A 13561-nucleotide genomic window follows, 5' to 3' on the forward strand; every position below is an offset into this window, starting at 1 on the left:
TCTACAAAGGAGCGAACACCGATGAGCTTGCTATCTCACGTAAACCCACTTCAAGGTACGGATTCGATATATCCTTATTCCAACGGGAACACATTGCCGCTTATTTCCATGCCATTTGCTATGAATGCATGGAGTCCACAGACGACTGAAGCTGGTGGCGGCTGGTTCTTCAACCCGAATCACAATCGATTTGAAGGCATTCGTCTTACCCACCAGCCGAGCCCTTGGATTGGAGATTACGGACATATGACATTTATGCCGCAATCCGGACCATTGAAAGCTTGGGCACCTGAGCGTTCTTCCTCTTTCCGCAGACAGGACATGATCGTGCGTCCTGACTATTTCAAGGTTCGGATGCTGCGCTATCAGGCTACATTGGAATTGACGCCAACGACGCGCTGCGCAAGCATGCGTCTGACCTTTGACCGTCCTGAGCAGTCTCGTCTTATCCTGTCTCCATTCCCTGGTGAATCTTCGATGAAGATTGATCCGAAGAACGGTACATTGACAGGCTACACGACGGCTAAGGCTGGAGGAACCCCTGACAATTATCGCATGTACTTCGTTGTGAAGTTCGACTGCCCAATCGATGCAGATGCAAGCGGATTGACGAACCATGAATCCAAGCCGGTTGCTGGCTTGTCTGGTACAGATGAGCGCCTCGGTGCTTATGTAGGACTGAACGTGCCAGCCAACCGTGTTGTTCACGTTCAGGTAAGTACTTCTTTCATCAGTGAAGAGCAGGCCTTCATCAACCTGAATCGCGAAATCGGCGAGCGCAGCTTCGATGAAGTACAGAAGCTGGCTGCAGATGTATGGGAGAAGCAGCTAGGCGTCATTCAGGTCGAAAGTGATGACAAGGACAAGCTGGATACGTTCTATACTTGTCTGTATCGGACTTCCCTGTTCCCACATCAAATCCATGAATTTGATGCGAATGATAAGCAAATCCACTTCAGCCCGTACAATGGAAAGATTGAAGATGGTCCGCTCTTCGCAGATATTGGATTCTGGGATACGTACCGTACGTCGTTCCCGCTGTACAACCTGCTCTATCCGTCCTTCATGAATGAAATGATGCAGGGCTGGGTGAATGCTTATAAGGAAGGCGGATGGATGCCAAAATGGGCTTCCCCAGGTGAGCGCAGCATGATGCCTGGTACGTTGATCGACGTCAGCTTCGCAGATTCCGTAGCCAAAGGCGTTACTGGTTTTGATGTTGCCACTGCCTTCGAAGGTTTGTTGAAGCATGCGATGACTGTAGCGGATGATCATCGTGTAGGACGCAAAGGAATGCAGGAGTACTTGAAGCATGGCTTCTTGCCTGCTGACATCCATACCCATGAGAGTGTCTGTAATACACTGGATTATGTGTACGGTGACTTCTGTATTGCACAAATTGCGAAGCATCTGGGACGTGATGCGGAGTATGCGCAATTGATGGAACGTGCCCGCAACTATAAGCACCTGTATGATCCAACAATCGGTTTCATGCGCGGTAAACTCGAAGACGGAAGCTGGCTGGAGCCGTTCGACGCTACAGAATGGGGTGGCCCTTATACGGAAGGTGGAGCATGGCAGAGCAGCTGGGCTGTGCAGCATGACCTTCTTGGATTGGCAGACCTGATTGGCGGACGCGAGAAGTTGAAGGAGCGACTGGATGCCTTGTTCGCAGCAGATCCAGAATTCAAGGTAGGGTCCTATGGCTTCGAAATTCATGAAATGTCGGAAATGGCTGCGATTGACTTCGGTCAGTTCGCGATCAGCAATCAGCCAAGCTTCCATATTCCATATGTGTATACTGCGTTAGGCTACCCATCCTTGACTCAATATTGGGTGCGCAAGACGATGGACGAACTGTTCAGTGCTCAGCCTGACGGCTTGCCTGGCGATGAGGATAACGGCAGCTTGACAGCTTGGTATGTATTCGGTGCAATGGGCATCTTCCCTCTTACACCAGGGGTACCACAATACGTACTGGGAACACCAATGTTCAAGAAGATGACGGTCAACCTGGACAACGGCAAACAGATTGTCATTGAGGCGCCGAACAACTCTTCGGAGACGAAATATGTTGCAGGTGTACAAGTAAATGGCGAGCACGTATCCAACCTGTATATTGATCACGAGCAGTTGAAGAATGGGGCCTCGTTGTCCTTCACGATGGCAGCAGAACCGCAGCAGCAGCAATATGAAGAGACAACCCTGCCATATGCAATGTCAAGAGCATAAGGATGTCATATCGTCTCGAACGTGATTAAGCTCGTTGCGTAGATATTAACGAACAAGAATGAAACAAGACTAGGGGTGCTCCGGTCAACATCCGACCTGGAACACCCCTATTTCTCTACAATACGCTCTGCAGCCTGAAGGGCCGTCAGTCTCTCCATCGCCAACTGCACTGCCATCACATCATCAATATATCCAATTGGGAACAGATAATCTGGAATAATGTCTGCCGATAAAATGAAATACAGCAGTGCGCTCCCTAATACGGCACGTTCTTCTACTGTTCCTTGTTCGCTGCAATATTGGGTGTACGTATCATTCAATTGATCGATAAATGGTCCCCAACCGCTTACTTCCTTCACCTTGGCATGGAAATTGTCGCGAATCATTCGATCTCCTTCATTGGTTTGCGCGTATTGCTCGTATTTATCCAGTTCTAGACGTACATGCTCCTTCGTGAATGGATAATCAAGCAGCTGTATGGACTTGAGTATGAATTGAAGGCTATCCTCCTGTAATTCATCTCCAATCGGTACCACTGGTACCGTGCTCAATTTGCCGAACTCGACGCCAACCGCCTCCATGAGCTGTTCAACGGGAATTGATAAATGCTTGGAAAATGAAGTTAGATGGTGTATCTTAGCGGGCTGCTTGCCGTTAATAATTCGAGAAATTGTAGCGGTATCCATTCCAGTCCGCTCCCCCAATTTGCGCATGGAGAGCGAATGCTCCTTCATCGATTTTTTCAACATATCACCGAGTGGGTTGTTCTGTTCGATGGTTATCACCCCTTGTCGCAGTCACATTCTACTGCCCATTCTCGCTCTGTTTATGACATGTATATGCACAAGTTCGCCTAGCCTACCCCATAAATTTGACATCAACGTATGACCAAGTTTGAACGAGGAAGGCCACAGATGTAGACAGATAAGCATTCATTGCAACCACCTCAACACATCTCCCATCAGCATGCGGTTGATTCTTATCACAGGCCAATCAGCTTGCTGTTGATTTTTTTTCAACATTTCGGCGATTCTGGTTCACAACTCTCAACATCGTGACATATGATACCTCAACAGTGCTGCAAGCGGCACCGGATTATACCCACAATAAGGAGTTGAACAGCTATGTATTACTGCCTGCAATGTTCCAAAGTCCATCAAGAGGATGGCACATCGGTAGTATTTCGGAATGTGTTCTATGTAGATGAGATGAGCAAACGCAAATTCCAGCTTGGAGATTGTCATTCGAACCCCCCCCTGCCCTATTCAGCAGGAAGTGAGCATCAGCTAGTGTTCGTGCCTCCGAGGGAAACTGTGCTGCAGATGCTTCACGATTGACAGGACGGCAAATGACATTCAATTAACAACCATTTATAACTTCGAATCAAGGGAATTAACCAAGGGAGAGATTCATCATGCAATGGATTATGATTATAGGATTAGCAGTCGCTTCGAGTATAGATAATTTAGGGGTGGGAATATCGTACGGAATACGGAAAATACGAATTGGAGTCCTTTCGAATCTATTCATTTCGCTCATCTGCTTCATTTTCAGTATGGCCGGTCTCATGTTCGGTCAATGGATATCGCAGGTTCTTCCTGGTATACTGCCTACCTTGCTTGCCGCATTCATCCTGCTTATTGTCGGAATCCGCATTGTTCTACTGACCTCTCACCATGGCAACTCGACGGAGACCGCTGCAGTAGAAGCAAGCAGTGAAGCTAATTCAAGCTCTTCACTAGAGCGAATGCTGCAGAGACCAGAGGAAGCGGATAAGGATAAATCGGGAACGATTAACTTATGGGAAGCAGCTGTGCTTGGCGTTGCACTGTCTGCCAATGCGCTTACAAATGGCCTAAGTGCTGGACTTATCGGATTATCACCGCTCGCCATATCCCTAACCGCAGCGATCGGCAGTTTTGTCACATTGTGGCTGGGTGCCGTGCTTGGGCAGAAGATGGCCAACATTCGCATAGGACGCTATACAGTAGGACAATTCAGCACGGTGCTAAGCGGAGCTATCATCATTCTTGTCGCTATCAATTCCTTCTTCTAACCTAACTAACATAAGAGACCCTGTCTGCTATGCGTTCAAGGCATAGCAGACAGGGTCTCTTATCATTTATGGAAGACGATTGACAGCAACTTCATTAAGAATCATAGCACTGCCACCGCCGATTAATTTTGTCTTGATACCATATACAACGCAATCCAGATGAGAACGAATCCTGAAATTTGCGCTGCAGTGACCGCCTGATGGAACACGAACCAATTCATCATCATCCCTACCAATGGGAATGACAACTCAGCCAGAGTCGCATATGAGGCCTTGGTAGTCGATAGACCGCGATAATACAGCAAGAGACTAACCAATCCTGGAAGAAGAGCCTGCAAGAAGATGTAGAACGACAGTGTCCCCCATTCTGATGCGGCGAAATTCCAGCTTGGTGACTCCCATGATGTCAGCACGATGAGCAGAGGGAGTGCCATCAAAAATCGCAGCGATGTGACCGTCTCATATTCCATTTTGTCGAGAAGCAACCGTCCCATAACTGTGGAACCGCCCCATAGGAATGCTGCTCCAAGTGCCAATAGACTGCTGAAGCCAATGACTTCATTGTAATGCCCAATTGGCAAAGACCATCCAAAAGTCAATAAATACGTACCGATAATAGCAAGAATAAGCAGTAGCGAGAAGCGACGCGGGAGCGTCTCCTTCAACAACAGCCGCGCTAAAATAATTGCAAAGACTGGTTGCAGCTTCTGCAGCAGCAGTACGCCATTCGCATCACCATGTGCAAATGCTTCGGTAAACATAATGGTCGCTATTACTGAGCCGCCCCATGACAGGAACAGCAATGCCAGTACATGCTTCCATGTGCAGTTTCGCAGCTCTTTCCGGTGCATCCATAACACCGGGATCGCGTACAAGGCGAGCATCAGATGCTCGATCAATACAATTTGGGTCGAAGTCATGGACTCCATGACCCATACCCGGAACAGTGGGCCAATTCCCCACAGTGCCGCTCCCATCGCAACGAACCATACTCCTCTTGCGGAGCTGCTCATGCGTGTGTCGGCCTGGATACGATGTTCCATATTCAATAACCTCCAAGGTTGTTGAATATAGGATCTAGACATGCAGAAGAGAAAAATTCGCATTAGACCTGTTGTTGTATGCAGTTGTACCAAACAACGTGTGCGAGATCTTCTTCCATCCGGACTATACCGTCGGCCTTGGCTTCTCACCAAATCAGTCGCTGTTCTTCCGTTCGATGCTTACATGTTACAAGTAACCGAGTAAGCGAACAACGAGTCGCGGGCTCGGGCGCAGCTGCACCCATACCGCCGGTCAGGAATTTCACCCTGCCCTGAAGATCCATATTCAATCCACATAGTAGCATGCTGTTGCTTCCTTGACATGCCCTGACTTCATTATATCTAGATTTTCAGATTGAGCAATATGACATTTCGCATTTTCATGAAAGTTTTCACCATTTGCATATATTACCATCCCTACTTTTCAATCGAACCTTCTTCATTCAATCGTTGCATCCCTGTCTATTTCATCTACAATAGATCATATACAGCGGCACACACATTTATTGAGGGGGATTGTCAATGTCAATTGCTCGTTTGAACAAGGAACAGTTTTCTGAAGCCATATCGCTATCCGAGTATTCTTTCCAGTACAGCGTTGAACCTGAAGACTATGAAGAATATCTGCATAAATTGGGGAAACATGAGATTTTTGGTGTGTACGATGAAGGCAAGCTCGCTGCGAAGCTTCATATCCTTCCTTTTCACATCTATATCGGCCAGAATAAGCTGAAGATGGGTGGAATCGGTGGGGTTGCCACATATCCTGAATTTCGACGCAAAGGATATGCCAAGCAATTGCTGCACCACTCACTGCGCGTGATGCAGGCCGCTGGAACTTCTATATCCATGCTCTATCCTTTCTCCATCCCCTTCTATCGCAAAGCAGGCTGGGAAGTATTCAGCGACCGCATGACTTGCCAATTCAGCCGGCATGATCTAATTCCATTGAATCCTGAACTGACAGGCGTTGTTCGCCGCTATACCAAGGATACGCATTCTACTGATATTGAAGCGGTATATGACGCATGGTCATTGCAGCATTCAGGTATGGTCGTTCGCGATCACGAATGGTGGCTTGCTCACTATCATAATCGCACCGCGGCGGTGTACTATAGTGAGCATTCGCAGCCTCAAGGGTATATGTTGTATGAGATAAAAAATAATGCTATGCATGTACATGAATTCATGTGCGTTACAAGGGATTCTAGACAGGGGCTATGGAATTATATTTGTCAGCATGATTCTATGGTAGAGCAAGTAAATATGCGTCTTTGTGAGAATGAGCGCCTGTTTTTCGCCTTGAACCTTCCACGAATTGTTCGTACCATACAACCTTTTGTCATGGCACGAATTGTAGATATTACATTATTTCTACAGCAATATACGTTTGCACCTGTACCTGCACACCCTCCCCTCTCTCTGTACATAAGTGACGACCAGGCTCCGTGGAATAATGTAGTCATTCAATTTGAGAACGGGCAAGCTGCTATTCACTCTCAAGATAGGAAGCAGGTTCGTACCACTGTCAACACGACCAACACCCTGTCCATGAACATTAGAGCACTCACAACCATGCTGCTTGGCTATCAGCGACCATGCGAATTATTCGATAACGGATTTATTGCAGGTTCCATCAACAGTATTGAAACTCTAGAGCAGTTCGTTCCGCGACTTCATCCATATATATCCGACGCTTTCTAAGCTAAGCGAGTAAGTAAGTATGAGCATTCATCTCCAATTGGCATTACAGGCCGATCATTGCAACGTCTTTCCCTCTCAATTAAGTAATAGGATTGAGAATCACAATTCATCTTCGTTATAATAAGCTGTATGAATCTATGTAAGGGAGTTTTTGCAATGACGCGTAGTGCAGTAGAACAACAAATTATCGACAATTATGAGCGTGATGAGCAAATGATGATTCTTATCTTTGCACAATGGTGTGTGAACCATAATCTTGATCCAGCCGAGCTCTATCATCGCGCATACCCGAAGCAGGGCGACAACTATCGATTGCAGCAGGCAATTGATCTTACGGTTCCGAAGGAGGAGGCCGGACCAATTCCTGACGACACTTTGTTCGCCGTGCTGTCTATGTACAACAACGAAGATCTTGCCTTCGTCGTGTCGGAAGAGTTGGAGAAGATGAAGCAGTCTAACAACAAATAAGGATTACTTGTATTCTCATTAGGAATGCATGGGTATCAGTGCGTATAAGTTTACTGCAAATATGGAATAGTAAGCCATGATTGATCGATTCTAACCTACATCAAGGAGTATATTTGCATATGAAACGCATTCTGATTGCCACTGCTCTCCTCTGCTTGCTTGCCGCAAGCATTCAGCCAGCCGCATACGCCGAACAGGGTCCAGCATTTCACTTTGGATTCAAAAAGAGTGTAAACGGCAAGCTTCCTTCGATTGACGAGGAAGGCTTCAAACCGACGATTGAGAAGCACGGAGCTATTTTTCTCGGAGATACAAACAAAAAAATGATTTACTTAACCTTCGATAACGGATACGAAAATGGATACACGGCTCAAATTCTGGATACGTTGAAGGCGAAGAAGGTTCCAGCCATCTTTTTCGTTACCGGACATTATGTGAATACACAGCCAGATTTACTGAAGCGAATGATTAATGAAGGACATCTGATCGGGAACCACTCGTGGAGTCATCCGGATATGACTACCATATCGGATGAGCAGATTCGAACCGAACTGGATAAGGTCAAACAGGCAGTATCAGCTGTCACGGGCAAGCAGGATATGCCTTATCTGCGACCACCACGTGGTATCTTTAATGACCGGACTCTAGCCATCACGAAGAAGATGGGGTACACGAATGTATTCTGGTCCGTGGCTTACTTGGATTGGGATGTCAATGCCCAACGGGGAACGAGCTATGCATATGATAAGGTTGTAAAGCAGCTTCATCCTGGAGCGGTCATTCTGCTCCACTCCATATCGAAGGATAATGCCGGGGCCCTTGGCGCCATTATTGATGGTGCACGTCAACAAGGATATGAATTTGCAAGCCTCGATCAACTCAACGTACAGCAATCCAAATAGAAACAATCATTACTTGTTCAACGCAAGCTGATGAGCGCAATTAAGGGCTGGGGACGGTCATTCGTCCCACAGTCCTTTTTTTAGGTTGATAATCATGATTTTTATTTCAAGTTGGGGGCAGTTGGTGTATACTAGCACATTGTGATTACCATTCATATACCGAGGTGTCTTCTGCTCATGTCATCAAGAAAATCATCGCATCTGTATGCCCTGCTCATCGTAGGTATGATCGCAATCTCTTTCTCGGCCATTTTTGTGAAATGGTCAACTGCCCCCGCCGCTGTCATTGGCATGTATCGTCTCCTGATAACGAATATTGTGCTTCTGCCATGGGCGTGGACCTATCGTTCCGAATGGAGCTCTGTCCAGCGCAATGATTGGCTGCGTCTGTTCCTGTCAGGCTTCTTCCTCGGTTTGCACTTTCTCCTCTGGATGGAGTCGCTGCGCTATACGACTGTAGCGAGCTCGACCGTTCTGCTTGCCTTGGAACCCATACTTGTAATGGCCGGATCATTCTGGATTTTCAATCAACGAACGACGAGAAATTCATTAATTGGTGTCGGGATTGCTTTATGCGGCATGCTGCTCATTGGCTGGGGTGATATGGCCATTTCCGGGAGAGCGTTATATGGAGACATTTTATCTATCCTTGGTACGATTTCGGTCGTCATACACATGCTGCTGGGTCAGGATTTGCGACAGCGCGTCTCGTCTTACGTCTATAACTTTACCGTTTTTCTCGTAGCTGGTCTGGCGTTGGCTGTTTACAACCTTTCCGCAGGCTACTCCTTTATTGGATATGAAGCTAGAGAATGGCTCTTATTCGCATTAATGGCTGTCATCCCAACCGTGCTTGGACATATGCTGTTCAACTGGTTGTTGAAGTACACCAGCGCCACATCGATTTCGATGAGCGTGCTCGGCGAGCCTGTAGGTGCTACCGTTCTCGCGTGGCTTCTATTGGGAGAATCATTAACGACTACCCAATTTATTGCCTGTGTGCTGCTCATTGCTGGGGTATGGATATTCCTCATGAGTGAACGACGGGCGAACCACTCCACTCCAGCTGCAGCAATGGACCCGAACACGACTCGTTCGGTCTCCTAATCAACTAGATCCCATTCAATCGTATCATTCAACTGTTAACGACAAAAAAGCCGATGCTCGCAGATGCGAAAATCGGCTTTTTCTATTCTTACTGGTCTATCTGAACGCTAGACAGAAATTACTTCTTGATGTACACCGGCTTCACACATACCGGCTTGGACACCTCAACGGACTGCCCTGTACTCGTGAGCTTGCCAGTCGATTTATCTACACGGAATACGACGATATTGTTCGCATCTCGATTGGCAGCCAGCAAATACGCTCCACCAGGTGTCAATGCAAAGTGACGGGGATGACCTCCCTCTGTTGAAACAAATTGTACAGTCGTCAATTTGCCAGTGTCAGGCTGTACTTCGTATACAACGATACTGTCGTGTCCACGATTGGATCCATACAAGTACTTTTCATCTTCTGAAATGGCGATCTCTGCACAGTAGCTCTCGCCATCGAAGTCCATAGGAAGTGCCGACACCGTCTCAATCGCATGGAGCTCACCATTGCTCACGTCGTATGAGAACACACTCACCGTTGAATTCAATTCATTGATGACGTAGACGAATTGACCATTCGGGTGGAATGTCAAATGACGCGGCCCAGATCCTGCTGGAACCTCATATTCACCGTGCGGAACAAGCACGTGGCGCTCCTTATCTATGGAATAGCACTTCACCCGGTCAATCCCCAAGTCAGACACGTAGATATACTTCTCATCTGGACTGAAAAATGCAGAATGCGGATGCGGCTGGTTCTGATTCGGATGCGGGCCATGGCCGTGATGCTGCTGTACATCAAGCTGGCTTCCTACTTGTCCATCTTCTAGGAGCTCTACCAATCCAATGCGGCCGCCATGATAGCTGGCAACAATCAGGTAACGACTCTGAGAGTCTCGTTGAATATGGCATGTCGGAGCATCAAGTGAGAAGGCGCGGTTCAATTGCGTCAGCTTGCCTGAAGCTGTATCTATTGCGAAGCTAACTACCTCCGCAGTCTTCGAACCATCTTCAATGACACATTCTCCAATGGAATAGAGCTTCTGCTGATCAACATCGACATTGATGAACGTTGGATTTTTCAACCCTGCTGCTTCATCCAGCTTCGTCAATTGACCAGTATTCTCATCCATCGAGTATACATAAAGTCCAGAAGAATCTGCTTCAGCATACGATCCAACAAACACTAACATACGTTGTTCCATATATGTAACTCCCTTCGGTGTTGTCCTTATGTAATATAGGAACTGATATTGTGTCTCTACTTTACACTTGGTACAGCGGAATATCAACATCCGAGGCTCAATCAACAGAATCAAATAGAGAGAGCCGCACAATATGACAGCTCTCCCTCTCGTTTTGAATAACTTATATGTGCTCAGGGATAATGCCTGCTGGGATTTTCCCATCTGGCCCTAAGTAATACCGATGTGTTGGTGTCAGCTTCTCATCAAGCTCGTACACAAGCGGTGTCCCTGTTGGTATGTTCAAATCTGCAATGCCGTCGGCAGGGATGTTGTCCAGATACTTCACAAGCGCCCGCAGTGTATTGCCATGAGCAGCAATGATGATCCGTTCCCCTGCTTGAATTGCCGGTGCAATGGTCTCATGCCAATAAGCAAGCACTCGCTTCTCCGTATCTTCCAAGTTCTCTGTTAGCGGAAATTGTCCTGGCTGCAAGGAAGCATATTTCCGATCTGCTGCTTCATAGCGTGAATCAGTCGGCTCCAATGCAGGTGGTCGTACATCCACTGACCGTCGCCACAGATGAACCTGCTCTTCCCCATACTTCTCTGCTGTCTCTGCCTTATTTAATCCTTGCAGCGCCCCATAATGACGTTCATTCAGCTTCCATGTATGGTGGATAGGAATCCACATCTGATCCATCTCATGCAGTGCGATCCAAAGGGTTCGAATGGCCCGCTTCAGCACAGAAGTATAAGCGGTGTCGAAGACGAACCCATGCTTGCGCAAAATCTCGCCTGCCTGTCTCGCTTCAATGAGTCCTTGTTCAGACAGATCGACATCCGTCCAACCTGTAAATCTATTTTCCAAATTCCATATGCTTTGTCCATGTCGAATCAGTACAAGTTTAGCCATTTGTTACCCCTTTCTGTGAGCGAGCCACGTTCATGCCATGTTAGATAATCATATTTGATCATGTCCTTCTATTCTTTTTTTAACCAAAATGAAATGGTATGAAACAATTATGAAAACCAATGTAATCCAAACACATTTATCCCCTACCTGGCTACCGCTCGGCCACAGAGTGGATTACGTCTAACAGCTGTTCGATCGCATCGTCTTGACGATAATGTCTCATCTTCTCCCGCATCACTTCTTTATTGGCATAAGCGCTATGAATGGCTTCGATAAATGCAGACCCTTCCATTTCTTCTTCAAGCAGAACATGGCAATAACCGGCGGATTGAAAGGAACGGGCATTCTGTATTTGATCTCCTCTGCTCGCCTTCATAGACAACGGGATCAGCAGCATAGGAATCTGCAGCTTCAAATACTCAAATATTGCATTGGAACCTGCTCTTGAAATGACCAGATCAGCAGCTGCAAGCGCATCGCCAAGCTCTTCCTTCATATATTCGTATTGTCGATAGCCGCGATACGTAATGGAAGGATCTATATTCCCTTTTCCACATAAATGTATAATCTGATATTGTTGCAGTAACTTCGGCAGACTGCTCCGAATTCGCTCATTCAATCGTTTAGAGCCTTGACTTCCGCCCATGAAGAGGAGTACTGGCTTCGTACGCGTAAAGCCGCATGCATTCAACCCTCTGGATCGACTGCCCAGCAGCAGCTCGGAACGAACAACTGCTCCCACATAGATAGACTTGCGCTGCTTCACATGTTCTATCGTCTCCGGAAACGTAACACATACCTTCGTGGCAAAGGGCAAGGCCATCCGATTCGCCAATCCTGGGGTAAGGTCTGATTCATGAATGATAACCGGTACACGATTCAGCCAAGCACCAATGACAACAGGGACCGATACAAATCCCCCCTTAGAGAAGACCACCGCAGGCTGATATGTACGGATATATCGATACGCCTGCCATGTCCCCTTCAATACACGGAATGGATCCTTCACATTGTTCCAGTCCCAATATCGGCGCAGCTTGCCCGTTGCAATCTTGCAGTATTCTACCCCATCTAAGCCAACAATCAGTTCGGCCTCAATTCCATGCCGGGAACCAATGTATCGTACTTCCCATCCTCTGTTGATAAACTTAGGGATGAGAGCAAGGTTCACAGCCACATGTCCTGTCGTTCCTCCACCAGTAAAAAGGATGCGTCTTGTCACATTCAGGCACCTCGCCATCTATCTGTAAATGAACCGATCCGCACGATACGTTCCTCTAACAACTTGCCTGCTCATAAAAAATGATTCGGTTGCCAAATGGATCAGTGACACACATTTCATGTTCATCCGGATCGAGTCCAGGTTTCGCGTATTTATACTGCTTGCCGCGCATCTCAGCATGCAGCTGCCGTATATGGCTAACTTCAATTCGCACTGCCGAGCCAGGACAGCAATCCCCATGATGCTCTGATAAATGAAGTATGCAATTGCCGCGTGCTACCTGCATGTACAATGGGAAATCTTCTCCGTAGCGATGTTCCCACTCCATTCGGAATCCTAAGAAATCTACGTAAAATTCACGCGCTTTATGCTCATCGAAGATTCGCAATATCGGTATAGCTTCTCGGAACGAAATATCCTCCATGCTAACTCCCTCAATTCGACTCAGAATATCACATTGATTTATTATCGAAATGATACCACAATTTGGTTACATACACACACTATTCCCGTTTCATTCGTTGCGAACCCTCTCACCTTTATCCGTCTTCTTGACTGACTCTTGACATCCTGCTCCTTCAACAAAAAACGGCACAAGAGCAGTAGCTCCTGTGCCGTTATCATTGCGTTTCCATGAATAAATCAGCCTATTAATTGCGATTGTTCCATACGCATTAATTTCTAATGGGATTTCAGTACATGATCAAGCTGACCTCAGCATGCACTCTACCTCCGTC

Annotated in this window: 13 protein-coding genes and 1 riboswitch; of the genes, 7 read left to right on the top strand and 6 right to left on the bottom strand. The window is 46.9% G+C overall.

The genetic code is table 11. The features are described 5' to 3' along the window. Window positions 1–21 precede the first annotated feature (21 nt). The gene (locus RQP50_RS22435; RefSeq protein ID WP_315746812.1) at window positions 22–2232 is read left to right on the top strand and encodes a GH92 family glycosyl hydrolase; all 2211 of its coding nucleotides are present in this window, start codon (window positions 22–24) and stop codon (window positions 2230–2232) included. A gap of 107 nt (window positions 2233–2339) precedes the next feature. Here the strand turns inward: RQP50_RS22435 and RQP50_RS22440 are convergent, their stop codons facing one another. Further along, window positions 2340–2981: a DUF1232 domain-containing protein gene (locus RQP50_RS22440; RefSeq protein ID WP_051249901.1), complete on the bottom strand. Its 642-nt coding sequence runs from the start codon at window positions 2979–2981 to the stop codon at window positions 2340–2342. 375 nt (window positions 2982–3356) lie between these two features. On the opposite strand from RQP50_RS22440, the gene RQP50_RS29385 reads away from it, so the two are divergent. Then, window positions 3357–3569, top strand: coding sequence for a DUF3973 domain-containing protein (locus RQP50_RS29385; RefSeq protein ID WP_021253678.1), 213 nt, complete (start codon window positions 3357–3359; stop codon window positions 3567–3569). Window positions 3570–3646: 77 nt separating this feature from the next. Continuing rightward, entirely contained in the window at window positions 3647–4288 is a 642-nt protein-coding gene (ytaF, locus tag RQP50_RS22445; protein WP_315746813.1) for a sporulation membrane protein YtaF, read from the top strand. Between the two features lie 122 nt (window positions 4289–4410). Here ytaF and RQP50_RS22450 read toward each other — a convergent pair whose 3' ends face one another. Then, on the bottom strand, window positions 4411–5331 hold the full coding sequence (locus tag RQP50_RS22450) for a DMT family transporter (protein WP_315746814.1): 921 nt from the start codon (window positions 5329–5331) through the stop codon (window positions 4411–4413). Window positions 5332–5434: 103 nt separating this feature from the next. Next, window positions 5435–5615: riboswitch (FMN riboswitch) on the bottom strand. A 238-nt stretch (window positions 5616–5853) separates the two neighbouring features. Here RQP50_RS22450 and RQP50_RS22455 point away from each other — a divergent pair. From RQP50_RS22455 to RQP50_RS22470, 4 genes are all read left to right on the top strand, one after another. Then, entirely contained in the window at window positions 5854–7035 is a 1182-nt protein-coding gene (locus RQP50_RS22455; RefSeq protein ID WP_315746815.1) for a GNAT family N-acetyltransferase, read from the top strand. 156 nt (window positions 7036–7191) lie between these two features. Then, window positions 7192–7503 (top strand): hypothetical protein, encoded by a 312-nt coding sequence (locus RQP50_RS22460; protein ID WP_072729927.1) that lies wholly within the window; start codon window positions 7192–7194, stop codon window positions 7501–7503. Window positions 7504–7622: 119 nt separating this feature from the next. Further along, complete coding sequence (gene pdaA / locus RQP50_RS22465) at window positions 7623–8405, top strand: delta-lactam-biosynthetic de-N-acetylase (protein ID WP_315746816.1); 783 nt, start codon at window positions 7623–7625, stop codon at window positions 8403–8405. Window positions 8406–8582: 177 nt separating this feature from the next. Next, window positions 8583–9512, top strand: a complete 930-nt coding sequence (locus RQP50_RS22470) for a DMT family transporter (RefSeq protein ID WP_315746817.1) — start codon at window positions 8583–8585, stop codon at window positions 9510–9512. Between the two features lie 118 nt (window positions 9513–9630). On the opposite strand, the gene RQP50_RS22475 is transcribed toward RQP50_RS22470, so the two are convergent. From RQP50_RS22475 to RQP50_RS22490, 4 genes are all read right to left on the bottom strand, one after another. Continuing rightward, window positions 9631–10707: a lactonase family protein gene (locus tag RQP50_RS22475; RefSeq protein WP_315746818.1), complete on the bottom strand. Its 1077-nt coding sequence runs from the start codon at window positions 10705–10707 to the stop codon at window positions 9631–9633. Between the two features lie 163 nt (window positions 10708–10870). Beyond that, window positions 10871–11602 carry a 2,3-diphosphoglycerate-dependent phosphoglycerate mutase gene (gpmA, locus tag RQP50_RS22480; RefSeq protein ID WP_315746819.1) on the bottom strand — a complete coding sequence of 244 codons (732 nt, stop codon included), beginning with the start codon at window positions 11600–11602 and terminating at the stop codon, window positions 10871–10873. Between the two features lie 151 nt (window positions 11603–11753). Continuing rightward, window positions 11754–12824: an undecaprenyldiphospho-muramoylpentapeptide beta-N-acetylglucosaminyltransferase gene (locus RQP50_RS22485; protein ID WP_315746820.1), complete on the bottom strand. Its 1071-nt coding sequence runs from the start codon at window positions 12822–12824 to the stop codon at window positions 11754–11756. 55 nt (window positions 12825–12879) lie between these two features. Next, window positions 12880–13248 (bottom strand): glyoxalase superfamily protein, encoded by a 369-nt coding sequence (locus RQP50_RS22490; RefSeq protein WP_090513723.1) that lies wholly within the window; start codon window positions 13246–13248, stop codon window positions 12880–12882. Window positions 13249–13561: the final 313 nt, after the last annotated feature.

This window comes from Paenibacillus suaedae (assembly GCF_032337355.1).
Lineage (GTDB): Bacteria > Bacillota > Bacilli > Paenibacillales > Paenibacillaceae > Paenibacillus_B > Paenibacillus_B suaedae.